Annotated in this window: 25 protein-coding genes; 14 read left to right on the top strand and 11 right to left on the bottom strand. The window is 65.7% G+C overall.

The genetic code is table 11. The annotated features are described in order from the left end of the window. The first annotated feature begins 30 nt into the window (after window positions 1-30). The 5 genes from ABFX23_RS06870 to ABFX23_RS06850 all read left to right on the top strand — a co-directional run bounded on the left by ABFX23_RS06870 (window position 31) and on the right by ABFX23_RS06850 (window position 5,795). Window positions 31-897 (top strand): alpha/beta fold hydrolase, encoded by an 867-nt coding sequence (locus ABFX23_RS06870; protein ID WP_346032558.1) that lies wholly within the window; start codon window positions 31-33, stop codon window positions 895-897. Beyond that, window positions 894-2,033, top strand: coding sequence for a glycosyltransferase (locus tag ABFX23_RS06865; RefSeq protein ID WP_346032345.1), 1,140 nt, complete (start codon window positions 894-896; stop codon window positions 2,031-2,033). Before ABFX23_RS06870 ends, ABFX23_RS06865 begins: the two co-directional genes overlap by 4 nt. 141 nt (window positions 2,034-2,174) lie before the next feature. Continuing rightward, the gene (locus ABFX23_RS06860) at window positions 2,175-2,966 is read left to right on the top strand and encodes a tetratricopeptide repeat protein (RefSeq protein ID WP_346032344.1); all 792 of its coding nucleotides are present in this window, start codon (window positions 2,175-2,177) and stop codon (window positions 2,964-2,966) included. An 83-nt stretch (window positions 2,967-3,049) separates the two neighbouring features. Beyond that, window positions 3,050-4,357 (top strand): PQQ-binding-like beta-propeller repeat protein, encoded by a 1,308-nt coding sequence (locus ABFX23_RS06855; RefSeq protein WP_346032343.1) that lies wholly within the window; start codon window positions 3,050-3,052, stop codon window positions 4,355-4,357. 82 nt (window positions 4,358-4,439) lie between these two features. Further along, entirely contained in the window at window positions 4,440-5,795 is a 1,356-nt protein-coding gene (locus tag ABFX23_RS06850) for a methyltransferase family protein (protein ID WP_346032342.1), read from the top strand. 4 nt (window positions 5,796-5,799) lie between these two features. Here ABFX23_RS06850 and ubiA read toward each other — a convergent pair whose 3' ends face one another. Next, on the bottom strand, window positions 5,800-6,726 hold the full coding sequence (ubiA, locus tag ABFX23_RS06845; protein ID WP_346032341.1) for a 4-hydroxybenzoate octaprenyltransferase: 927 nt from the start codon (window positions 6,724-6,726) through the stop codon (window positions 5,800-5,802). Between the two features lie 39 nt (window positions 6,727-6,765). On the opposite strand from ubiA, the gene ABFX23_RS06840 reads away from it, so the two are divergent. Together ABFX23_RS06840 and ABFX23_RS06835 are read left to right on the top strand one after the other, a co-directional pair. Further along, entirely contained in the window at window positions 6,766-7,545 is a 780-nt protein-coding gene (locus ABFX23_RS06840; RefSeq protein WP_346032340.1) for a 16S rRNA (uracil(1498)-N(3))-methyltransferase, read from the top strand. Between the two features lie 61 nt (window positions 7,546-7,606). Continuing rightward, window positions 7,607-8,992: a glutamate--cysteine ligase gene (locus ABFX23_RS06835; RefSeq protein ID WP_346032339.1), complete on the top strand. Its 1,386-nt coding sequence runs from the start codon at window positions 7,607-7,609 to the stop codon at window positions 8,990-8,992. 16 nt (window positions 8,993-9,008) lie between these two features. Here ABFX23_RS06835 and ABFX23_RS06830 read toward each other — a convergent pair whose 3' ends face one another. After that, entirely contained in the window at window positions 9,009-9,383 is a 375-nt protein-coding gene (locus tag ABFX23_RS06830) for a VOC family protein (protein WP_346032338.1), read from the bottom strand. A 150-nt stretch (window positions 9,384-9,533) separates the two neighbouring features. Here ABFX23_RS06830 and soxR point away from each other — a divergent pair, with 150 nt between their 5' ends. Both soxR and ABFX23_RS06820 read left to right on the top strand, forming a co-directional pair. Next, complete coding sequence (gene soxR / locus ABFX23_RS06825; protein WP_346032337.1) at window positions 9,534-9,971, top strand: redox-sensitive transcriptional activator SoxR; 438 nt, start codon at window positions 9,534-9,536, stop codon at window positions 9,969-9,971. 155 nt (window positions 9,972-10,126) lie between these two features. Beyond that, entirely contained in the window at window positions 10,127-10,573 is a 447-nt protein-coding gene (locus ABFX23_RS06820; protein ID WP_346032336.1) for a hypothetical protein, read from the top strand. Window positions 10,574-10,628: 55 nt separating this feature from the next. On the opposite strand, the gene smc is transcribed toward ABFX23_RS06820, so the two are convergent. The 4 genes from smc to ABFX23_RS06800 all read right to left on the bottom strand — a co-directional run bounded on the left by smc (window position 10,629) and on the right by ABFX23_RS06800 (window position 16,209). After that, entirely contained in the window at window positions 10,629-14,051 is a 3,423-nt protein-coding gene (gene smc, locus ABFX23_RS06815; protein WP_346032335.1) for a chromosome segregation protein SMC, read from the bottom strand. Between the two features lie 19 nt (window positions 14,052-14,070). Next, window positions 14,071-14,829: a thioredoxin domain-containing protein gene (locus tag ABFX23_RS06810; protein ID WP_346032334.1), complete on the bottom strand. Its 759-nt coding sequence runs from the start codon at window positions 14,827-14,829 to the stop codon at window positions 14,071-14,073. Window positions 14,830-14,968: 139 nt separating this feature from the next. Next, on the bottom strand, window positions 14,969-15,652 hold the full coding sequence (locus ABFX23_RS06805) for a DsbA family protein (RefSeq protein WP_346032333.1): 684 nt from the start codon (window positions 15,650-15,652) through the stop codon (window positions 14,969-14,971). Beyond that, window positions 15,649-16,209: a DUF721 domain-containing protein gene (locus ABFX23_RS06800; RefSeq protein ID WP_346032332.1), complete on the bottom strand. Its 561-nt coding sequence runs from the start codon at window positions 16,207-16,209 to the stop codon at window positions 15,649-15,651. The genes ABFX23_RS06805 and ABFX23_RS06800 overlap by 4 nt, the downstream gene beginning before the upstream one ends. Between ABFX23_RS06800 and mutY the strand changes: the two genes are divergently transcribed. Next, the gene (gene mutY / locus ABFX23_RS06795; protein ID WP_346032331.1) at window positions 16,191-17,276 is read left to right on the top strand and encodes an A/G-specific adenine glycosylase; all 1,086 of its coding nucleotides are present in this window, start codon (window positions 16,191-16,193) and stop codon (window positions 17,274-17,276) included. The two genes, ABFX23_RS06800 and mutY, sit on opposite strands and share 19 nt — an antisense overlap. 113 nt (window positions 17,277-17,389) lie before the next feature. Here the strand turns inward: mutY and ABFX23_RS06790 are convergent, their stop codons facing one another. Next, on the bottom strand, window positions 17,390-17,611 hold the full coding sequence (locus tag ABFX23_RS06790) for a hypothetical protein (protein ID WP_346032330.1): 222 nt from the start codon (window positions 17,609-17,611) through the stop codon (window positions 17,390-17,392). 105 nt (window positions 17,612-17,716) lie between these two features. On the opposite strand from ABFX23_RS06790, the gene ABFX23_RS06785 reads away from it, so the two are divergent. Genes ABFX23_RS06785 through ABFX23_RS06775 form a run of 3 tightly spaced genes read left to right on the top strand, consistent with a single transcriptional unit; the run spans window position 17,717 to window position 20,624 of the window. Further along, window positions 17,717-19,051 carry a serine hydrolase domain-containing protein gene (locus tag ABFX23_RS06785; protein WP_346032329.1) on the top strand — a complete coding sequence of 445 codons (1,335 nt, stop codon included), beginning with the start codon at window positions 17,717-17,719 and terminating at the stop codon, window positions 19,049-19,051. Next, the gene (nudC, locus tag ABFX23_RS06780; protein WP_346032328.1) at window positions 19,051-19,935 is read left to right on the top strand and encodes an NAD(+) diphosphatase; all 885 of its coding nucleotides are present in this window, start codon (window positions 19,051-19,053) and stop codon (window positions 19,933-19,935) included. The genes ABFX23_RS06785 and nudC overlap by 1 nt, the downstream gene beginning before the upstream one ends. Then, window positions 19,932-20,624, top strand: coding sequence for a DsbA family oxidoreductase (locus tag ABFX23_RS06775; protein ID WP_346032327.1), 693 nt, complete (start codon window positions 19,932-19,934; stop codon window positions 20,622-20,624). The genes nudC and ABFX23_RS06775 overlap by 4 nt, the downstream gene beginning before the upstream one ends. Here the strand turns inward: ABFX23_RS06775 and ABFX23_RS06770 are convergent, their stop codons facing one another. From ABFX23_RS06770 to ABFX23_RS06760, 3 genes are all read right to left on the bottom strand, one after another. Further along, complete coding sequence (locus ABFX23_RS06770; protein WP_346032326.1) at window positions 20,625-20,873, bottom strand: hypothetical protein; 249 nt, start codon at window positions 20,871-20,873, stop codon at window positions 20,625-20,627. Between the two features lie 93 nt (window positions 20,874-20,966). Then, complete coding sequence (locus ABFX23_RS06765) at window positions 20,967-21,176, bottom strand: hypothetical protein (protein WP_346032325.1); 210 nt, start codon at window positions 21,174-21,176, stop codon at window positions 20,967-20,969. Window positions 21,177-21,286: 110 nt separating this feature from the next. After that, complete coding sequence (locus ABFX23_RS06760; RefSeq protein WP_346032324.1) at window positions 21,287-21,676, bottom strand: DUF1489 family protein; 390 nt, start codon at window positions 21,674-21,676, stop codon at window positions 21,287-21,289. Window positions 21,677-21,771: 95 nt separating this feature from the next. Here ABFX23_RS06760 and ABFX23_RS06755 point away from each other — a divergent pair, with 95 nt between their 5' ends. Next, window positions 21,772-22,698, top strand: a complete 927-nt coding sequence (locus ABFX23_RS06755; protein WP_346032323.1) for a cyclase family protein — start codon at window positions 21,772-21,774, stop codon at window positions 22,696-22,698. Here the strand turns inward: ABFX23_RS06755 and ABFX23_RS06750 are convergent. Further along, window positions 22,695-23,102: a hypothetical protein gene (locus ABFX23_RS06750; protein WP_346032322.1), complete on the bottom strand. Its 408-nt coding sequence runs from the start codon at window positions 23,100-23,102 to the stop codon at window positions 22,695-22,697. The two genes, ABFX23_RS06755 and ABFX23_RS06750, sit on opposite strands and share 4 nt — an antisense overlap. Window positions 23,103-23,228 lie beyond the last annotated feature (126 nt).

The following is a 23,228-nucleotide window of genomic DNA, read 5'->3' as shown; positions in this document are numbered from 1 at the left end:
CGCAAGGCGCGCGGGACAAAGGGACATGATTTGAGCGACGCGGCCTACTCGACAGGCACATGGGAAAGCAGCGACGGGCTGACGCTGCATTACCGGGACTATCCGGGACGGGCCGACCGCCCGGCGATCCTGTGCATCCCCGGCCTTACCCGCAACGCCCGCGATTTCGAGCCGCTGGCAGAGACTTTCGCGGGGGAATGGCGAGTGGTCTGCGCGGACCTGCGCGGGCGCGGGCAGAGCGACTATGCCAAGGATCCGGCCAGCTATACGCCTGCGCACTACATCGAGGACGTCACTGCCCTGATCGAGCAGGCGAACCTGGGTGAAGTGGTAGCCGTGGGTACCTCGCTTGGCGGGATCATCACCATGCTGCTGGCGCAGGCGAGGGTGAAATTCGCAGGAGCCGTCATCAACGATATCGGTCCCGTGATCGAGGAAGACGGGATGGCCCGCATTCGCGACTACGTGGGGCAGGGCCGCAGCTATCCAACGTGGATGCACGCCGCCTGGGCCACGCGCGACGGGGCGAGCCACATCTATCCCGGTTTCGATATCGAGGACTGGCTGCGCTACACCAAGCGGCTGATGTGCGTGTCGGGCAACGGGCGCATCGCCTACGACTACGACATGAAGATCGCCCTTCCGTTCGCGCAGCCCGGCGGCGGGCTGGGCATGGACCTGTGGCCTGCGCTCAAGTCTCTCCAGGGCCTGCCCTTGCTGGCCCTGCGGGGTGAACTCTCGGACCTGCTGTCGGATGCCACTTTCCGCCGCATGGGGGAGGAAGTGAAGGGCATGGAACTCGTCACCGTGCCCGGCGTCGGCCACGCGCCAACGCTGGAAGAACCCGCCGCGCTGGAGGCTATCGCGCGGCTGCTGGCCAAGGTGGCACAGGCATGAGCAAGACACCGAAGATACTGCACCTGCACTCCACTTTCGATCCAGGGGGCAAGGAACTGCGCAATGTCCGCCTCATCAACGAATGGGGCAAGGAAGTGGACCACGCCATAGTTTCGGGCGATCTGGAAAAGCGCGGCGCGGCAGCGATGCTGGGCAAGAAGGCGCGCGTCTCCTGGCCCAAGTTCCCTCCGCTGCAGGGCAGGCCCACGCCGGGCCGGCTGGCGGCACTGGCCAAGGCGATGCGGGGCTACGACCTGGTCTGCACCTACAACTGGGGCGCGATCGATGCGGTAATGGCGCACACGGTCTTTGCCGATGCCTTCAAGCTGCCGCCGCTGGTGCACCACGAGGATGGCTTCAACGAGGACGAGGCGAAGCGCCTGAAGAAGCGGCGCAACTGGTATCGCAAGATCGCGCTGGGCCGCACGGCGGCGCTGGTGGTGCCCTCTGCCAAGCTTGAGGATATCGCTCTCAACGTATGGAGCCAGCCGCGCACTCGCGTACGGCGCATTCCCAACGGCATCGATACCCGCGCCTTTGCCGCCCCGCCAAAGCGCGACATCCTGCCCGGCCTCATCAAGCACAAAGACGAGTTCTGGCTGGGCGCCATGGCGGGCCTGCGCGCGGTCAAGCAGCTCGACGTGCTGGTGCGGGTGATGGAATGGATGCCGCCCGAATGGCAACTGGTGATCGCGGGCGAGGGGCCGGAGCGCGATGCCCTGCTGGCCGAGGCGGAGCGCGTGGGCGTGGAAGACCGCGTGCACCTGCCCGGTTTCGTGGCGGAGCCTGCCAAGCTGATCGGCCTGTTCGACATGTTCGCGCTCTCCAGCCGGTCGGAGCAGTTTCCCATCGCCGTCGTGGAAGCGATGGCCGCCGGCCTGCCGGTGGTTGTGCCGCGCGTGGGAGATATCGGTTCGATGGTGTCGAGCGACAACGGGCCTGCATTGGTTGAGCCGGGTGACGAGACCGAACTGCGCCGGTCGTTGACCCGGCTGGCCGACGATCCCGCCACGCGCAAACGCATGGGACAGGCCAACCGCCAGAAAGCGCGCGAGGAATTCGACGACCGGCGGATGATCGAGCGCTACCGTGCGCTCTACTGGGGCCTGATGCAGAAATATCCGCGTGGCCAGTGACTTGGTCGCCCTGTTGGTGATCGTACACGCTTCATGGGGCGTTCACCACGACGGGGACACTCTCGCCTCTTCGATTGAAATGCCCGCGCCATCCGTTAAAGAGCGCGGCTTGATATCAAATCCGGACATGATCGAAAGCTAGTGGCCAAAGAACCGACCAACCCCAACGTGCCCGCCCGTTCGAAGTCGCGGGAACGCGCCGATGCCGAGCAGGACATGCTCATGCGCGAGGTGGACGAGGCCGTCCGTCAGGACGAAGTGGGCGATTTCGCGAAGAAATACGGCTGGCCGCTGGGCATTGCCTTCGTACTTGCCATGGCGGCCTTCGCCGGTTTCCTGTGGTGGCAGGGCAGCCAGGAAGGCAACCTGGAGGAGCAGTCCGATCAGTTGATTGTCGCCATCGACGAACTCGAGGCGGGCAACATCGATATTGCCGACGAGGAACTGGCGCTTCTCGCACAGGGCGAAGGCGGCACTGCCGCCATGGCCAAGATGCTGCGCGCCGGGATCGCGGTGGAACGCGGCGATGCCGAGGCAGGGGCCGCCCTGTTCAACGAGATCGCCAATGACGGCGACCTGCCCGCAGAACTGCGCGACGTTGCCACCATTCGCAGCGTTACCGCCCGTTTCGACGAACTGGACCCGCAGGAAGTGATCGACCGCGTCGGTCCGCTGGCCGTGGCGGACAATCCCTATTACGGCAGCGCAGGCGAGCTGGTGGCCCATGCCTACCTCGCGCAGGAAAAGAACGACGAGGCGGGCGCGCTGCTGGTCGACATTGCCGCAAGCGACGATGTGCCCGGCTCCATCCGGGAGCGCGCACGCCGCCTGGCCGGCTTGCTGGGCTTCGACGCCATCGAGGATGTCGATGCCACCCTTGCCGAAATGACCGGACAGGACCTCGAAGAGCCCGCCGTAGAGCTGGTCGAATAAGAGCGAGATTTATGACGATGACGAACCGCAACCGCCCTAACCGAAACGGGGCCCGTAGCTGGGCAAAGAGAACCGCCGTCCCCATGCTCGCGCTGGCTCTTGCCGGGTGCGCCGGTGGCCTGTTCGGCGGCGGCGGGGACGACGAGGACCAGACGCCCACCACCGGCAACCGCGTTCCCATCCTCTCGCGCATTGCCACCGATATCAGTGCCGACCCGGCGCTGGCGAACGTCGCGGTCGTGGTGCCCCCTGCGCAGACCAACGAAGCCTGGCCTCAGGCTGGCGGCAACGCTGCCAAAGTGCCCGGCCATGTCACGCTGTCCAACAATCCCACCCGCGCATGGACGGCCAGCATCGCCGGCACCACCAAGACCCGCCGTCTTGCCGCTGCGCCCGTGGTGGGTGGCGGAAAGCTGTTCGTGGTGGACACCGCAGCCGTCATTCACGCGTTCGACGCAGCCACCGGCGCGCGCCGCTGGCAGCACCAGATCGAGGTGTCGGGCGACCTGAGGGACGCGACCTTCGGCGGCGGCGCTGCCTACAGCGATGGCCGCGTCTACGCCACGAACGGCGTGGGCGACGTGGTGGCGCTGGATGCCGAAACCGGCGCCCAGCTCTGGCGCGCGAAGCCCGCCGGCCCGCTGCGCGGCGCGCCGACCATTGCGTTCAATGAAGTGTTCGTGATGACGCAGGACAACCAGGTCTTCGCGCTCGACACGGACGATGGCGAGATCGTGTGGCAACGCGCCGCCGCCTCGGGCCAGTCCGGCGTGTTCGGCGTGGCCGCTCCGGCCGCCGGGCAGGGCACTGTCGTTGCCGGGTTCTCGTCCGGCGAACTGGTGGCCTACCGTTACGAGAATGGCCGCGAACTGTGGTCCGACGCGCTTGCGCGCACCTCGATCAGCACGCAGGTCGGTACGCTGACCGACGTGGATGCCGATCCCATCATCGACCAGGGCCGCGTCTATGCGCTGGGCCAGGGTGGCCGCATGGCCGCCTACGAACTGCTGACCGGCCAGCGTATCTGGGAACTGACGCTGGCGGGCATCTCCACTCCCACCGTGGTGGGCGAATGGGTATTCACGCTGACCGACGATGCGCAGCTTCTGGCCATCCAGCGCAACACCGGCCGCATCCGCTGGCTCACCCAGTTCGATCGCTGGCGCGACGCCGAAGACCGCGAGGGCCCGATTTTCTGGACCGGCCCGGTGCTGGCCAGCGGCCGCCTGTGGATCGCCAGCAGCCGCGGCGTGGTGAAAAGCGTCGACGTGATGACCGGCGAGGCGACCGATTTCACCGAGCTGGATGACGGTGTCTCGCTGCCCCCGGTTGTGGCGAACAACACCCTCTATATTCTGGACGACAGCGGCGAAATTCACGCCTTCCGCTAAGCTGTTCCTTACAGGGACAACGGCGAGGGAAAGGGGCAAGGTGTTACCTGCCCTTTAACCCTTCGTTACTACCACGGCGGCGATGAGCGCAAAGGTGCAGGATTCGCGGCCCCCGGCCAGCGATGTTTCCCCGTGGGTGGGTCTAGTCGGCCTGATCACGCTGCTGTCCTGCATCCTGCTTGCGCGCAGCTGGCCGGAAATCTGCGAGTTCATGGGCTGGGCAAACGATCGCGGGCGGCTATCCGGTCCCAACGCTGCGCTCGCAACGATGGTGCTGACGGGCATAGCCATGGCGGCATGGTCGGTGCTGGTGGAAAAGGTCCACCGCAATCCCAGCACCGGCATAGACTGGTCGCGCCGCCGGCCGGTGTCAGAAGTGCTGGACGTGTCTACCACCAAGCTTGCCGGGCTGTGGGCCACGTGGTTCATCATCGGCGCGTTCTATATGCTTGGTCGCTGGTACTGGGACGGCAATTACCTGTTCGCCATGCAGGTGATCGGCTGGGCCGTGGTGCCCATGTGCGTCCTTTCCGTGCCCTACGTCATCTGGATCGACCGGGTGATGGTGAACCCGAGGGACCATTGCTGGCACTTCGGCGCCATGCTGGTGGGGCGCGAGGCGTGGGACGGCGAGCAGGTGAAGAAGCACTGGCGCGCATGGATCATCAAGGCGTTCTTCAGCGCATTCATGATCGGCATCCTCCCGCCCGGTTTCGCTGCCGTGGTGGAGGCCAGCGGCGCGGATATCCTGAACGATCCGGTCCGTCTTGGCGTGACGCTATTCGAATTGCTGTTCGTGATCGACGTGCAGATCGGCACCGTCGGCTATCTGCTGACGCTGAGGCCGCTGGACGCACACATCCGCAGCGGCAACCCGTTCCTTGCCGGGTGGGTGGCCGCGTTGCTGTGCTATCCGCCGTTCGTCTATGGCATCATGGGTGAGGGCGGGATGATCCAGTACGAATACAACACCGCCGACTGGGCCTACTGGTTCGCCGGAAATCAGCCAATGCTCTACCTGTGGGCGGCGTGGCTGGTGTTCCTTACCGGCATCTATGCGTGGGCGACGGTGGCTTTCGGCATCCGCTTTTCCAATCTCACCTATCGCGGGGTGATTACCAACGGGCCGTATCGCTACACGCGGCATCCGGCCTACCTCTCCAAGAACGCCTTTTGGTGGTTCTGCTACATGCCCTTCCTCGTCACTTCTGACACCCTGACGGATGCGATCCGCAATACCGTGTTCCTGGGTGTGGTCAGCGCCATCTACTACTGGCGCGCACGCACGGAAGAAGCGCACCTGCTGGCCGAAGATCCGAAGTATCGCGAATACTGCGACTGGATGCAGGAGAACGGCATCATCACCTCCCGCCTTGCGCGTCTCTTCCATCGTGCGAACCCGCGAAAGGCCGCCCCGGTGCCGCAACCCGCGGAATAGGTCGTCAGCCGCCCGCATTGCCCACAACGAAGCACGCGGCTGCTACCAGCGCGCCTGCATAGCGGTTCGAGCGGAAGCGGCTGAGCGGATTCATCGGATCGTCTCCGTCCAGCGTCATCACCTGCCATCCAAGGTGCAGGGCCGCTGGAACCAGCGCAAGCAGCGCGATCCAGTCTCCGCGCAATTGCCAGAAGGCCAGCGCCCAGAGCGCCACGGCGGCGGCATAGAAGCCCGCGACGCCCGGCTTTACCTTGTTGCCAAGGCGCAGGGCGGAAGACTTGATGCCCACCAGCGCATCGTCCTCCCGGTCCTGCATGGCGTAGATCGTGTCGTATCCCATGCACCAGAAGAACGCGCCCGCGTAGAGTGCCAGCATCACGCCGAGGTTGTCATCCCGCAGCGCCGTCCAGCCAACCAGCGCGCCCCAGGTGAAGACGAGGCCCAGCCACGCCTGCGGCCACCAGGTAATCCGCTTCATGAAAGGATAGGCCGCCACCAGTGCAAGACTGCCGAGCGCCACCAGTTGCGCCTGCCAGCGTAATTGGAGCAAGACGACGAGGCCCACGCCGCACAGTACCAGCAGCCATATCCACGCCTGGTTCCGGCTCACCCGGCCGCTAGCGATGGGGCGATTGGCCGTGCGCGACACGCTGCTGTCGAGATCGCGGTCGACGATGTCGTTGTAGACGCAACCGGCACTCCGCATGGCGATGCTGCCCAGCAGGAACCACGCGACAAGCTGCCATTGCAGGCCAGCGCCTGCCAGCCAGGTGCCCCAGGCGCAGGGCCAGAACAGGAGCCACCAGCCGATGGGCCTGTCGAACCGCGCCAGCAGGGCATAGTCGCGCGCGGGCTGCGGCAGGCGTTCGGCCAGCGACTTGTGCTCGCTGTCGGGAGTTACGGTTTCGGACTGGGCACGAGAGGGGGACATGGCTTGCCTGTTAGCCGCGCTTGGCCCTAGTGGAAAGCCATGCCCGCAACGCCAGCCTGGCCGCCCAAGTCCGCCCCGCGCCTGTTCGTGGAGACCGCCCTTGCCGAAGGGCAGGTGCTGTCCGTCGACGGTCAGCAGGGCCACTATCTCGCCAAGGTCATGCGCGTGTCGCCGGGCGATGCGGTGATCCTGTGCGACGACGTGACCGGCGAATGGCTGGCCACGGTTGATGAAGCTGGCAAGCGCGCCGTCTCGCTCACCGTCAGCGAAAAGCTGCGCGAACGCGAGGCCGTGCCCGACTTCTGGCTGTGCCCCGCGCTGCTGAAGAAAGACCGGTTCGACATGGTGCTGGAGAAGGCAACCGAGCTTGGCGTCGCCGCCATCCATCCCGTCGTCACCCGCCGCTGCGTGGCGGACAAGCTGAACCCCGACCGTGCCTGCACCATCGTAACCGAAGCGGCGGAGCAGTGCGCCCGCACCGCCTTGCCCGCGCTGGAAGCGCCGCAGAAACTCGATGCCCTGTTGCGCGATTGGCCGGAAGACCGCCTGCTGTTCTTCGCCGACGAGGAAGGCGGCACACCCGCGGCGGAGGCGTTCACCTTCACCAAGTATCCTGAACGCGGGGAGGGGGCGCACAAGGCTGCCATCCTCACCGGCCCCGAAGGCGGCTTCGACGATGCCGAGCGCGAGGCGATCCGTGCCCATCCGCAAGCCCGCCCGATTTCGCTCGGCCCCCGCATCCTGCGCGGAGAGACTGCTGCGCTGGCGGCGGTCGCCCTGTGGATGGGGCTGGCGGGCGACTGGGGTGGCGACGCCTGAACCGGGGCAAGGTCAATTTGCTGCTGGCTTCGGCGGCATGATCCGCTAGAGGCTGGCAACCATGAGCACGCGCAAGGCATCCGAGGGGCAGGAGCCCGTGATCGAAAGCCGCGACCAGCTGGTCGCACCCATGCAGGCTGGCGAGAAGCCACGCGAGAAATGGCGCATCGGCACGGAGCACGAGAAGCTCGTCTTCAAGACCGCAGATTTCCACGCGCCTTCCTACGACGAGGAAGGCGGCATCCACGACATCCTGATGTCGATGCGGCAGTTCGGCTGGGAGCCGGTGAAGGAGCGCGGGCCGGATGGCACCGTCAATACCATTGCCATGAGCGGCAGCGACGGCACCATCAGCCTGGAGCCTGCGGGCCAGCTTGAGCTGTCGGGTGCCCCGCTGGAAACGCTGCATCAGACCTGCGCCGAAACCGGTCGCCACCTCGACCAGTGCAAGCAGGTGGGCGAGGCATGTGGCGTCGGTTTTCTTGGCCTCGGCATGTGGCCGGACAAGGCGCGCGAAGACCTGCCGATCATGCCCAAGCAGCGCTACGAGATCATGCGCAACCACATGCCGCGCGTGGGCAACCTCGGTCTCGACATGATGCTGCGCACATGCACCATCCAGGTGAACCTCGACTATTCGAGCGAGGCGGACATGGCGAAGAAGTTCCGCACCGGCCTCGCGCTGCAACCGCTCGCCACCGCGCTGTTCGCCAATTCACCGTTCACGGAGGGTAAGCCCAACGGCTTCCTCTCCTATCGCAGCCACATCTGGTCGGACACCGATCCGCACCGCACCGGCATGCTGCCTTTCGTGTTCGACGACGATTTCGGCTACGAACGCTACGTCGACTACATGCTCGATGTGCCGATGTACTTCGTCTACCGCGACGGCACCTACATCCATGCCGCCGGACAGAGCTTCCGCGACTTCCTGAAGGGCGAACTGCCCGCGCTGCCGGGCGAGAAGCCGACCGCCAGCGACTGGGAAGATCACCTCTCCACCGCCTTCCCCGAGGTGCGCCTGAAAAGCTTCCTCGAAATGCGCGGCGCCGATGGCGGGCCGTGGAACCGCATCTGCGCGCTGCCCGCGCTGTGGGTCGGCCTGCTTTACAACGATGCCGCGCTCGATGCCGCCTGGGACCTGGTGAAGGGCTGGACGATGGAAGAGCGCGAGCACCTGCGCAATGCCGTGCCGGCGCAGGCGCTCGACGCGCCGCTGCCGCGTGGTGGAACCCTTCGCGACCTCGCCCGCCACGTGCTCGATATCGCGCACGACGGGTTGGTGGCGCGTGGACGGCAGAACTCGATGGGCGACAACGAAAGCGGCTTCCTCGCCCCGCTCAAGGAGATCGTGGAGAGCGGCAAGGTGCCCGCCCAGCGCCTGCTCGACAAGTATCACGGCGAGTGGGGCGGCGACATTTCGCGCGTCTACGAAGAAGCCTTCTGACGCCGCCCGGTCGCCGTCAGGCGTAGCTGGCGACTTCGAACTCGATCCCGTCCCAGTCGAAGAAATAGAAGCTGGTCGGGCCGGGATCGTAGGCGCCGTGGTTGAAGGGCTCCAGCCCTGCATCCCTGATAACGCGCACTGCCGCATCCAGATCGTCAACCACGAAGCCGACGTGGTTGAGCGGCTTGCCCTTCTCGCGCCGCTCGGCACCTTCGTCGTCGCTGTAAAGCGCGAGGTAGGTGTCTCGCTCGCCAAGGTGGATCGTACGACCGCCCAGTTTGGACGCCCCGCGCCAGCGTTCGTGCCAGCCCAACAGCTTCGTGAACAGCGCCGCCGAACGCTCGGCATCGCTGACGGTGAGATTGACGTGTTCGATTCGACCTTGCGACATGATGGCAGTTCCTTGTTCCAAGTTTCTGTTTCACAACGAGAACGTGATGTCATTTCAAGCCACCTGCGAATCGCTGCTTGCCCTTTCATGCAACCTCAAGCTAAGTTGAGGTCAAGCATTTGTGGAAATCGGGGATAGCGGGGACAAGTCTTGCAGGCGCACTTCATCAGCATCGGCCAGCTTTCGAAACGCACCGGCGTCGCGGTGTCTGCGCTGCGGTTTTACGAGGAGAAGGGGCTGCTCCATCCCCTGCGCAGCGGCGGTAATCAGCGGCGTTACCTGCGCAGCGATATCCGCCGGGTCAGCTTCGTGCTGATCGCCCAGAAACTGGGGCTGGGCCTTTCGGAAATCGAGGATCACCTCGCGCAGCTACCCGAAGGGCGCAACCCCACGCTTGAGGACTGGCGCAGGATCAGCCGCGCGATGCGCGAACAGATCGACGAGAAGATCACCCTGCTCAACCGCACGCGCAACCAGCTGGACCAGTGCATCGGTTGCGGCTGCCTCAGCCTGACGAAGTGCCAGCTCTACAACAAGGACGACAAGCTGGGCCTGAAAGGGCCGGGGCCGCGGGCGGTTCTCGACTGACGCAGCGGTCTCTTGCTGCACTGCGAATTGACTCTGGTGTAAAAAGATAGATTATTACGCCTGCCAATAGGGGGCAGCCAGTTTCTGGATGGGTCGCCCGTCTCCCGGCGCTGCTGCGGTGAATTCCCGCCGCGGCTCTACAGGGGGACTCTATCATGAATAATCTGATCAAATGCACCGCCGCCGCCGTTACCCTGGCTGTCGCGCTACCGGCCGCCGTCGCCGCACAGGAGCAGCCGTTGCGGCCTGCCGAATATGTCGACGTGAGCGCGATCCATATCGATGACGGGCACCAGCTCGAATATGCCAATCACCTTGCCAGCATGTGGCGCAGCTCGATGGATTTCCAGGTCGAGCAGGGCTGGATCGACAGCTACGAAATTCTCGCCAACACTTATGCCCGTGATGGCGAGCCGGACCTTTACCTGCTCGTCCGCTACTCCGAATGGCCATCGACAGAAGACGGGCAGGCGCGGGGCGAAGCCATGCGCGCGCACATGCAGATGACGAGGGAACAGATGCAGGAAGCATCGGCCGGCCGCGCCGAATACCGCCGGGTCGGCAGCGACATGCTGCTGCGCCGCCTCGTCTGGAACGACTGATCGACCAAACACCCGATCCACAGGGGGAAGGGGCGCTGCTTGCGGCGCCCCTTTATTATTCAGCTGCCATCGCTTCAGCTTCGCCCAGGTCCACGCTGACCAGGCGGGAGACGCCGCGTTCCACCATGGTCACGCCGAACAGGCGATGCATCCGGCTCATGGTGACGGCGTTATGGGTGACAATCAGGTAGCGCGTTTTCGTGTCGCGGTTCATCGCGTCCAGCAAGTCGCAGAAACGCTCGATATTGGCATCGTCCAATGGCGCGTCGACTTCGTCCAGCACGCAGATCGGAGCAGGATTGGTGAGGAACAGCGCGAAGATCAGCGCCGTGGCGGTCAGCGCCTGTTCGCCGCCTGAAAGCAGGCTCAATGACTGGAGCCGCTTGCCCGGCGGCTGGGCGTAGATCTCGAGGCCCGCTTCCAGCGGATCGTCGCTGTCCACCAGCGCGAGGTGTGCCTGCCCGCCGTCGAACAGGCGCGCGAACAGCTTGCGGAAATGGCCGTCCACTTCCTCGAACGCCTTGCGCAGCCGCTCGCGCCCTTCGCGGTTGAGATTGCCGATGGAACCGCGCAGCCGCGCTACTGCTTCGGCCAGTTCGGCCTGTTCCGCAGCGCTCGCGCCGTGCTCGGCCTCGATGCGCTCCAGTTCGTCGGCAGCGACGAGGTTGACCGGCCCGATCCGCTCCCGGCTGGCGGTGAGGCGATCCATTTCCTCGCTCTCGGCGGCGGAGTCCTTCACGCTTCCTTCGTCGAATTCGAACTTTGACGGCAGCAGTGGCGGCGGTGACTGGAAGCGTTCGCCGGAAAGCCGCGCCATTTCCTCGCGCCGCTGCTCCTCGTTTTCCGCGCGCGTGGCGAGCGTGGCGCGGTTCTCGCGCGCGGCGGAGAGCGTTTCGTTGACATCGTTGAGCTTCGCGTCGGCGGCGCGGGCCTGTTCCTCGGTTTCGCGCACGGCGGCCTCGGCTTTCGCCAATTCCTCGCCAAGCCGCGCACGCACGGTCTCGCCACCCTCAATTTCCTTCATCAGCCCGGCGGGCTTGGCGGCAATGACGGCGCGTTCCTCGGCGATTTCCTCGAACCGGGCTTCCATGCCGGCAAGGCGGTTTGCGGCATCGCCTGCGCGGGCTTGCCACGCGGCCATGTCCTTGCGCTGCGTGGCCACGCGTTCGCGCGACACCGCCAGCGCCTGGTCGTGCGAGGCAAGCGCAGCGGCGGCGGACTGGGCGGCCTCGCGCGCGGCCTCGTTTTTGGCGCGGGCGGCCTCCAGCGCAGCGCGGCCGCTCTCGGGATCGGGCAGGTCGGCCTTTTTCGCCCTTGCGGCTTCGAGGTCGGCGAGTGCTGCTGCTTTCTGTTCGTCCAGATCCTTGCCGCTTTCCGCCAGTTCCTCGCGCCGGGCGGCGAGGCGTTCGCGGCGAGCCTCCGCCTGGTCGAGCGCGCGCAGAGCCTGCCGTTCGGCCTCGGATGCCTCGTTGATACCGCGCTCCTGCGCCACCAGGTCGCGCTGGAGGTCCGACAGTTCCGCCTGTGCCGTGTCTTGAGCGGAAGTTGCCGCCTCGACGGTCTCGCGCAGCGCGGGCAATTCGCCCTCCAGCGCGGCGAAGCGATTGTCCGCTTCCAGCCGTGCCGCCTCGGCAGCGCCTTCGCCGCGAGCGACGAAACCGTCCCAGCGGCGCAGGAACCCGTCCTTCGTCACCAGCCACTCGCCGGGTTTCAGTTCGCGCCCGTCGTCGCTCTCGGCAACGTGGACCAGCGCCAGCCGCGCGGCGAGTTCCTGCGGGCAATCGCGCACGTGCGCGGCAAGGCTGTCTGCAACGGGGGCGGGGGACTTGGAGCCGGTCCAGTAGCGGCCTTCCGCCTTGGCATCGGGCGAACCAAGCGGCGCTTTCGCATCGCGGCCCAGTGCAGCGGCCAGCGCGCGTTCATAGCCCGGCTCGGCCGACACGCGATCGAGCGCGGCGGGCAGGCCGTGACCGCCCTTTTTCTGCCGCTCGCGCGCCTCGCGGTCGCGCTTCAGCGCCTGCCACTCGCGCTCCACGCCCGCGAGTTCGGCGCGGGCGGTGGACAGCTGCGAGGCGGCCTCGTCGCGCGCGTCGGCGAGTTCGTCCTTTCGGGAGCGGGCCTGTTCCAGCCCCTCGCGAAGCTGCGCCAGCCGCGCCGCGGCTTCTTCGGCGGACTTCTGCGCAGCGGCAACATCCTCCTCGGGATCGCTTTCGCCCAGAAGCGCCGCGCGTTGATCCTCCAGCCTCCGTTTTTCGGCCTCAAGCCGATCCACCCGCGATTGCGCCTGCGCGATCTCCGCTTCCGCCACGCGCCACTCCGCCTCGACACCGGCGTGGTCCGCCGTGGCCTTGGCCAGCGCGAGTTCGGCCTTGCGCCCCTCGCTCTCCGCCTTGTCGACGGCCTTGGCGATATCGGGGCGCTTCGCCTCGTCCGCCACCAGCGCCTTCGCGCCCTTGTCGAGCGCGGATTCGAGCTCCTTCAGGGCATTGGCGGCGTCGCGCGTCATGCGGTCCGCGTCGATCTTGTCTTCCTCGAGGCGGGTTTGCTGCCGATCGAGGTCTTTCAGGCGTTGCTCTGCCGCTTCCAGCTGGCTGACGAGCGCCGCCATGCGGTGCCCGTGGGCGCTGGCATCGTCGCGGCGGTCGGCCAGTTCGTCTCGCAATTCATGGAGCGATTCCGCCAGCGCGGCCTGCGCCTTCTGCGCTTCTTTCGCGGCGGCCTGCGCATCGGCAACCGCCTCGTCCGCGCCCTTTGCCTGCTTGCGCGCAGCTTCGGCCGCAGCGGCGGCATCGCGCCAGCGGGCGAAGACAAGCCGCGCCTCGGCCACGCGGATCTGGTCCGACAGCACCTTGTACCGCTCGGCCTGCTTTGCCTGCCGCCTGAGCGAGCCGATCTGCGAATCGAGGCTCGACATCAGATCCTCGAGCCGTTCGAGGTTCTTCTCCGTGCTGCGAAGCTTGCTCTCCGCGTCGCGGCGGCGAACGTGAAGGCCGGCGATCCCCGCCGCCTCCTCCAGCATCATGCGCCGCTCGGTGGGTTTGGCGGCAATGACCTGCGCGATCTTGCCCTGGCTGACGAGGGCGGGCGAATGCGCGCCAGTGGCGGCATCGGCGAACAGCAGGCCGATATCCTTGGCGCGCACGTCGTTGCCGTTAAGGCGATAGGCGCTGCCCGCGCCGCGCTCGATCCTGCGCGTCACGTCCAGCGGCTCACCCTCGTCGTCGACGGCGTGCAGCACGACCTCGGCAAAATCGCGCGGGGGGCGGTTGGCGGTGCCGGCGAAGATCACGTCTTCCATGCCGCCCGATCGCATGGACTTGGGGGAATTCTCCCCCATCACCCAGCGGATCGCTTCCAGCACGTTGGACTTGCCGCAGCCATTGGGGCCGACAACGCCCGTCAGGCCGGGTTCTATGCGCAGTTCGGCGGGCTCTACGAAGCTCTTGAAGCCGCTAAGTCTGAGCTTGCGAAACTCCATAAGCGCCCGCCGCTACCCCTTATCCCTCTGCCGGACGCGCGCCTGCGGTCTGCAGCACGCTTTCCAGGTCTTCCCAGCTACGCTCTTCCAGAACGCGGCCGTTGAGGATGAAGGTGGGGGTGGCATTGACGCCCAGTTCCTCGGACTGCTGTTCCGAGCGATCGCCGATGGCCATCACTTCCTCGGTATCGGCAAGGCAGGCGGCGGCCTGGTCGCGGCTGATGCCGCGGGCGGCGAAGAAATCGAGGAAACCGGCGGCATCGGCAATGGCGACGAACCGCTGCTCGTCCGGCACGTCGGACAGGTTGGCAAGCTGCGCCTGCCCGCCCTGCATCTGGCCCATCACGTCGTTGAAGTTCTTCCACACCTGGTCGGCCAGCGGGTGGAAGCTTTCCGGCGCGGAGCAGCGCACCAGCGCCGCCAGCGTCAGGTCGAAAGCGTTGTGCACCTGGTTGCGCAGTTCGAACGAGACGACGCCGGTGGAGACATAGTCTTCCTTCAACGCGTCGGCCCCGGTCTGCGCGAAGTTGGCGCAGGCGCCGCAGGTGAGCGAGCCGTATTCGATGAGCTTGATCGGCGCATCGGGATTGCCCATCAGGTAGCCGTCTGCGTCCGTCACCTGCACCATGTCGGTCCATGCCTGCCCATCGGGGGCCGCGATGTGTTCGATCGGTTCGCTGGAAGTGAGTTCGCCTTCTGCGCTGTCGCCGCATGCGGCGAGGCCCAGCGCCAGAGGCGCTGCGAGAGTGGCGAAAGCGATACGGCGCGAAATGGTCATGGCAATAATCTTCCCGTCATGATCTTGGCCGGCCCAATCAGGCGAATGCGCAGATTAGAACCGGATGGTTGGTGTTTGGAAAGCGCCTCTATGCGTAAATCGGCGCTTTTGCACAGGCTTGTCCCCTATTCGGTCTGCCCTATTCGTTATCCTGCCGCGCGGCGACCAGCGCCTGGCGCAGCGGCTGCCACGCGTGCACGCCTTCCAGCAGGGTGCCGTTGAGCACGAAGCTGGGCGTGCCCGGAACGGCATATTCGGCGACATTGGCCTCTGATTTCTCGGCGATTTCGAGCGCGCGGCTCTCGTCGTTCAGGCACGCGGAGACTTCGCTGGCGGAATAGCCGCGGCCTTCCATCAGGTCGTCGAGGCCGAGGTCCGAGGCAATGGCGCGCATCCGGTTGCCCACGCTGCCGCTGGCCCAGCGCGCCATTTGCGCCTGGGTGAGGCCGCGGGCGGTGGCGAGCCAATCGTCCTGCGTCGCCAGCACGGCCTTGTGATTGTCGAAGAAGCGCGAGGGGTTTCCGCATTCGGTCAGCAGCGCGGCGGCAAGGTCCACCGGGTTGCGGATCATGTGCCGAACTTCCACGGCGGCGTAGCCTTCGTGGACGTAGTGATAGCGCAGTTCCGCTTCCGCTTCCCTGTCGAAAGTGGCGCAGTGAGGGCAGGTGTAGCTGATGAATTCGATGATCTGGAGTGGGGCCTCGGGATCGCCGACGCGGTATCCCTGCTCCGTCTCGACCACTTCCGCGTTCCAGTTCTGCGCCGTGGCCGGGGCCATCGGCACGGCCATGGCCACCAGCGCGGCGGCTGCCCAGCGTGTCATCCCTGTTCGTCCTCTTCCTTCTGCGCGACCGTGCGCGCGAGTGATTCCAGTACCGCCCGCAGTTCGGGGTCGCCGATATCACGCAAGCTGTCTCCCAGTTCCATCGGAATGGGCTTGAGCGAGGGCGGGGTGGTTCTCTTCTCCTGAGCAGCAGGTGGCTTAACCGCACCTTGCCGCATCTTCACCTTGGCAACGGCGCGATAGCCGAAAAAGCGGTTCACCCGCTCCATGATTTCGGGGATCACGTGCTGGATCAGCGGCGCATGGGCGGGCAGCACGACGAGTTGCAGGATGCCTTCGCTCTTCTCGCCCGGCGGGAAACGGATGCTTTCAGGCGCGCAGACCTTGGCGTGATGTTCGCCTACGATTTCCGGCCAGCGGGTGACGACGCTCGATTGCACGAAGCCATAGCGGCGGAAAGCCGCGCGGCCGATCTGCGGCACCAGTTCGGAAACCGGCCTTGCCGGGCCGCCACGCGGCCGCTGGTAGGGCTTGGCGCCTTTCCTGGGCACCTTCCTGGCAGTCTTCCCCGATTTCGATGGCGTGTCGCGTTCCATGGCTGGCGCTCCCATGCCATAGGCGCGGCGTGTCCGCCACCGTTTCAGACAAGCTTTTGGCCTGGTACGATAGCCACGCCCGCGCCCTGCCGTGGCGCAGCACACCCGGCGCACCTGCGCCCGATCCCTATCGCGTATGGCTGTCCGAAGTGATGCTGCAACAGACGACCGTGGCCGCCGTCGCGCCCTATTTCGAGAAATTCACCAGGACCTGGCCAACGGTGGAGGCTTTGGCCGCCGCGCCGGACGACGATGTGATGGCCGCCTGGGCGGGCCTCGGTTACTATTCGCGGGCGCGCAACCTCGTGAAATGCGCGAAGGAAGTGGCCGCTCAGGGCGGCTTTCCCGATACAGAAGCCGAACTACGTAAGCTGCCGGGGCTGGGCGCCTATACCGCGGCGGCTGTAGCAGCGATTGCCTTTGGCAAGCGCGCCGTGGTGGTCGATGCCAACGTCGAGCGGGTGGTCTCCCGCCTGTTCGCCATTCGCGAGCCGCTTCCTGCATCGCGCCCGGCGATCCGCGCGGCGACCGACACGATCACGCCGGAGCGGCGCGCAGGCGACTTTGCGCAGGCCATGATGGACCTTGGCGCAACGATCTGCACCGCGCGCGATGCGCGGTGCCTGCTGTGCCCGCTTAATGCCGATTGCCGCGCGCGGGCGGAGGGCGATCCGCTGGAACTGCCGGTGAAGGCGAAGAAGAAGGCCAAGCCCAGCCGCACGGGTACGGCCTTCTGGATCGAGCGGGAGGACAGGGTCTGGCTGGTGAAACGTCCCGGCACCGGAATGCTGGGCGGAATGCGCGCCTTGCCGGACGACGGCTGGTCCGCTCGCGGTGATGGGGAGGGCGATGCGCCTGTGTCAGGGGCGTGGAGAGCGGCGGGCGTGGTGCGCCACGGCTTCACCCATTTCGACATCGAACTGGGCGTGGCCGTTCACGCAGGCGACGATCCTTCGCCGCATGGCGAGGGCGAGTGGTGGCCCGTCGACGCTATCGACGATGCCGGATTGCCGACGCTATTCCTGAAGGCCGCCCGGCTGGTGCTGGCGGGCCGGGAAACGGAATAGCTGCACCGGTGGGCGTAGCACACCGCAAGGCCATGCGGCCGCCCCGCAGCGGGCGCAGCAACGCTGCGCATCTAGCGAGGACGCTCACGCGGAGGCGTGAGCGCAAGACGAACTTAGAAAATCCCGCCGCCCAAAGTCAGGCGTACGGCAGCGATCAGCAGCACGATCAGGCAGAAATTGCGGCCCGAATTGCTGCTGGAAAGCTGTCCGATCACGATACCCACAACGATGAAGGGGAGGGCGATCCAGTTGGCCCAGCCCAGCAGCGGGATCTGCGCGGGGATGACGATGAGCAGGGACAGCAGTCCGATGAGAATCGAGATGATGTTCAGCATGTGTTATAGATAGGTAACACAGCAGGCGGGTGCAAGGTTGCGGCATCCATTTTCGCTGCCTAAGCCTTGCTTCACGCTACACGCTTGCCGAAGGTCGCCTGCCCGATGCTCCACGAATCCGCTTCCCAGTTCGTATCCCGCCGCACGATGCTGCGCTCCTCCGCCATGCTGGGGGCGGGGGCCGTTGCGGCCTCGCTGCCCTTCGCCGATCCGCTGTTCGCGCGCGAAGCGGCCGCCACTCGCTGGCCCACGGTTGCCAATTTCGTGAACGGCTATGTCGAGCGCGACATCGTTGCCTGCATGGTGGCGCGCGTGGGCCTTGGCCAGGGAGAGGCCGATACCATCGCTGCCGGCACACGCACGTTCGGCGGTCGCGGCGCGGTGGACGCGGATACGCTGTTTCGCATCTATTCGATGACGAAGCCGATCACCGGGATGGCCACGGTCATGCTGATCGCCGATGGCCTGCTGGAGCTGGACCAGCCGCTGGCAGACGTGCTGCCGGCCTTCGCCAACATGCAGGTGCAGCGCCGGTACGACGGGCCGATCACGCGCGACAACCTGGAGCCTGCGGCGCGGCCCATCACCATTCGCCACCTGCTCACCCACACGGCGGGCCTTGGCTACACCATCATTCAGGACGGGCCGATCAGCGCCGCCTACCGCGCCAACGGCATCGTGCCTGGCAAGGTCAGCAACATGGCCATCGCGCAGGAGATTTTTGGCGGTCAGCCCGCGCGTTCGCTGGCGGACTTCGCGGACGGACTGGCGGAGCTGCCGCTTGTCTACCAGCCAGGCACGCGCTGGAGCTATTCGGTCAGCCTCGACCTGCTGGGCCGGGTGATCGAGGTGGTGAGTGGGCAGTCGTTCGACAGCTTCCTGCAAGAGCGCATCTTCACGCCGTGCGGCATGACCTCCACCGGTTTCCGCGTGGCTCACGGCGACGTTCAGCGGTTTACCGGCAACTACTTCCTACTGGGCGGAATACCCGTGCCGATCGATCTGCCGCAAAGCTCGGTCTATCTGGACGAGCCTGCTTTCCCCTTCGGCGGGGCAGGGCTTGTTTCCAGCGCGCACGACTATGATCGTTTCCTGCAAATGCTGGCCGGACGCGGGGTGATCGAGGGTACGCAGGTCGCGAGCGAAGCGGCGGTGGCGCTCGCTACATCAGACCTGTTCCCTGAAACGCTGGCCGCTAACGGCGGGTTCGAGCGGAACGGGCGCCGTTTTGGTTTCGGTGCAGGCGGACTTGTCGGCACGGGTGCTGCAGCAGGGCTGTTCGGCTGGTTCGGCGCTGCGGGCACCGTAGGGCTCGTCAACACGAATTGGGGCCTGCGCCACACGCTGATGACGCAATACATGCCCGCCGATGCCTACGACGTGCAGGGCGATTTCCCGCTCGCCGTGGCGCGCGACGCAGCAAGGATGATGCAGGGTTGATGACCACACCACTCGCCTTCACCGGTCACGATCTCGACCGCGACGATCACGCCCGCGCCGACCCTGCGCAACTGGCGCAGCTTCGAGCAAGGGACGATGCGCGGCTGGTGGCCCTCGATGGCGTAATGCCACGGTTTGACGACGGCGGCGCGCTGCTGACGAGCGACCTTTCGGGCGTGAGCGAGGAAGCGGAACTCGTCTACCTCGGCCTGCGGGGCGGGGCGCCGCTGTTCGTCGCCGTACCGCCCGAGGGTGACATGCGCCAGGCCGTCACGATACGCGAGACCATGTTGGCTCTGATGCAACTGCCGGCCGAGGAATTGGCCCTGTTCGGCGGCGCGCGCTCCATCGCGGACTGGCACGCACGGCACCGCTTCTGCGCCCGCTGCGGAGAGCGCACGCACATTGCCAAGGGCGGCTGGCAGCGCAACTGCGGGTCCTGCGAGGGGCAGCATTTCCCGCGCGTCGACCCGGTCGCGATCATGCTGGTGGAGCGTGATGGCGCGCTGCTTGTCGGGCGCGGAAAGGGCTGGCCGGAACGCAGCTATTCCGCGCTTGCCGGGTTCATTGAGCCCGGCGAAAGTATCGAGGAAGGCGTGAAGCGCGAGGTGTGGGAAGAGGTTGGCGTGCGGGTGCGCGATGTGTCCTACATTGCCAGCCAGCCGTGGCCGTTCCCCAGCCAGTTGATGATCGGCTGCCATTCCTTTGCGGATAGCCGCGAACTCACCATCGACGAGACCGAGATCGAGGACGCGCGCTGGTTCACCCGCGAGGAGGTGGCCGATGCGATGGCGAACCCGAAGGACGCGCAGAGCTTCCTGCCGCCGCCGCACACGGCTATCGCGCATTACCTGTTCGAATACTGGCTGGAGAACATGGCATGAGCCATCCGATGATCGTCGATATCTGGTCCGACGTGATGTGCCCGTGGTGCCTCGTTGGCTGGCGCAGCTTTGCCGAGGGCGTGCGGCTGGCGGGCAGCGACGTGGAGGTGACGATCCGGTGGATGCCCTTCGAACTCAACCCGCAGATGCCGCCCGAGGGCAAGTTGCAGGCCGAGCACCTGGCCAAGACCTACAACCGCGGCGAGGACGAGATTGCCGCGATGCGCGCCGAACTGGAAGGCGCGGCGGAGCGTGTGGGTTTCCCCATCTCCTGGCAGGGCCAAAACGAAAATGGGGGCGAGGAACCGCCCGCGATGATGTGGAACACCTTCGATTGCCACAAGCTGCTGCGCTGGGCGCTGGCAGCCTACGGACCGGCAGAGCAGACGAAACTGAAGGAGACGATGTTCGCCGCGCACTTCCAGCAACGCCGCAACATGGCGGACCGGGACGTGCTTGTCGCTATCTGCGAAGAGGCGGGCCTTGATGGCAAGGCAGCGCGAAAGGCGCTGGACGACGAGGCGTTGGAGCTCGCTGTGCGCGCGGAGGAAGAACGCGGCGTGTCTGGCGGCATCTCTGCGGTGCCGACTTTCGTCATCAACCACAAGTACATGCTACAGGGCGCCCAGGAACCGGAAGGGTTCGCGAGCGCCCTGCTGAAAATCGCTTCGATGGAAGCGGCGGCCTAGTTACGAATCGTTGCGCTCGTCCTGGATGGCGGCGCGGGTCTTCGGGCCTTTCTTCGCGTCGTCTGCCGGATTGTCGCTGCCCACTTCGGGCTCGCGGTTGTCTGGGTCCGTGGCGCGATTGATCTCGTCGCGCGTGCCGACGCGGGTGTTCACTTCGCCGCCCGACCGGCTGCCCTGCGACGGCGTGGCACCATCCTGCATGCCTTCGATCAGGTCGTTGTCGGGGTGGCGGCTCTGGCGTTCTGGCATTTGCATTCTCCTTTCCCGTTCAACGGGATGGGGAGGGGCAATGTTCCGAACGGATTTCCATGAATGCCGCGCCGGTGGGCAGGTAAACGCGACCTAGGTCCGCGACAGCCGCTCTGGCGCAAGAAAGTTGATGGAAGCGCCCAGCGTAGAATGCTTGACTACGCGCTGCCCACGCTCGGCCACGTAGTCGCCATCATCCTGCGCACGCAAGGCAAAGGCGCTATGGGAATAGGACGGACGACAGGCCTCGTGCAGGCGGCGCATCAATGTCTGGTCCACGCGCGTGTCCTTCGAATTTGCCATGGCGACTGAACCGCCGGAGGGAGTTTTTGTTCCTCCTCTCGATAACGAGTTATGTTGCAATGCACAATGAGGTTGGGACGCGATAACTACCGGATTTCGAAAGAGTTGTCTCAGATAAGGCCCAACCGCTGGAGTTTCCCGGCCAGCTTGCCGGGCAGCACGTCGCCGATCTCCTCGCCGTCCTCCAGATCGCGCGGCGGCTCCCCTTTCAGGTATCGCCAGCCCTGGTGCGCCCGCTTGGGCCTTGGCATCACGCGCACGAGATTGGGCTCCAGCTCGATCAGCCAGCGGCCGTTGTCGGTTTGCGAAAAGCCGAGGATTTTCGAGCGGGCGACGATGTTGTGCTGGTGAATCCAGAACAGCGAACCGCCTATGCATTCTTCCCACCGGGTCGGCCGATAACGGGTGGTGACATGGGGACTGCGCCGCCCGGCGTACCAGCTTTCGATATCGGCGAAGCTCGCAGCGCCGAAAGCGATCTTGGTCAGGTGGGCGGGCATGGGGACAAGATAGGCACTCGGGCCCCGCCCTCAAGACTTGCATAGCGGCCCCCGCCGTCGCAGTCTGCGCAAAAGCAAAATGGGAGGGGATTGATATGCGTAAACTGGTATCCGCCACGGCGGCAATGGCGCTGGCCGCATGCACTGCGCAGGCCGACGATAGAGAAACGACGGAAACGGCAGAGCAGCTTTACACCGATCCGGACGCGGGCGCGCTTACCGGTCTCACCACCGCCATGGTTCGCGACGCGGCCGACCTCGTCACCGAAGGCAAGGTCTATCGGCTGGGCGTGGTCAGCGGGCCGGAAACGCCGGTCTGGGGCGATCGCACCTATTCCATGGAAATCTTCGACCTCGGCGTGAACGGACCGAACAAGGTGACAGGGCACGATGACCGGGTGGAAACCCACCTCGGCATCGGCACCCAGATCGACGGGCTTGGCCACATCGGGCTGGACGGCGTGCATTACAACGGCGTCGCCAACACCGATATCATGCGCGAGGACGGGCTGGTGCGCTACGGAGCCGAGAATATACCTGCCATCGCCACGCGCGGCGTGATGATCGACATGGCGGCCTACAGGGGCGTGGACGTGAACGAGCCTATGGATTCGTTCAGCGCAGCCGATGTGCAGGCGGCGGCAGAGGCGCAGGGCGTCACCGTTCGCGCAGGCGACGTGGTGCTGATTCACACCGGCTGGCTGAACCGGATCGACGAGACGGACGTGTTCATCAACCAGGCACCCGGCATCAATGCCGATGCCGCGGCATGGCTGGTGGAGCAGGGCGTGGTCGCCGTGGGATCGGATTCGGCGGGCGGCGAAACCAATGCACCCGATCCCGAAGGCCGGGTCCTTCCGGTCCACGCGATGCTGATTGCCGAGAACGGCATCTACATCCTCGAGACGGTCGATACCCGCGAACTGGCAGCAGACGGCGTGCACGAGTTCTTCTTCGTGCTGGGCGCGCCGCGCCTGAAAGGCAGCGTGCAGGCGATCATCAACCCTGTTGCCATTCGCTAGCCGGTAGCGCGATCTTCCGTTGAGGCAGGACGGCTTCGCGCGGCCTGCTCCAGCTGTTCGCGCGTTTCGGCAATGAACTGGCGCACGAGGTCCGCGGTATCCTGCGCTGCCCGCCGATAGCCTTGGCGGTCGTCTTCGATCTGCCGCGGCTGCCAGGCCAGCGTATAGGACATGAGCCTGATCCGCAGCGTTTCGAGGCGCCCCTGCAATTCATCATGCAGAGTGCCCTGGGCGGGCGCGTTCAGATCGTCACCAAGTGTGAGGAGCAGGGTGTCGAACTCGACGGCGAAACGCTGGCGCAGCGCAAGGATTGCCAAGAGGTCGGGCGGCGTGTCGGCGAGGGTCGCGGATACCAGCAGGTGGTAGACGTTCTCCAATCGATCAAGCGACTCAAAAGAATACAAGCAGCGGTCTCCGACTAGGGAATACGACCGCTGTTACAGTTCGCATGATCCGGGTGGTGTCCGGTGAGTATAATCAACCGGATTGCGACAGGTTCCTGACTGGGCCAAGTCGCCCCTGAAGGACAG

This window comes from Erythrobacter westpacificensis (assembly GCF_039542285.1).
In the GTDB taxonomy this organism is placed as follows: Bacteria; Pseudomonadota; Alphaproteobacteria; order Sphingomonadales; family Sphingomonadaceae; genus Alteraurantiacibacter; species Alteraurantiacibacter westpacificensis.
The sequence above is the reverse complement of the archived record's forward strand: the minus strand, read 5'-3'. Positions and strand labels throughout refer to the sequence as shown.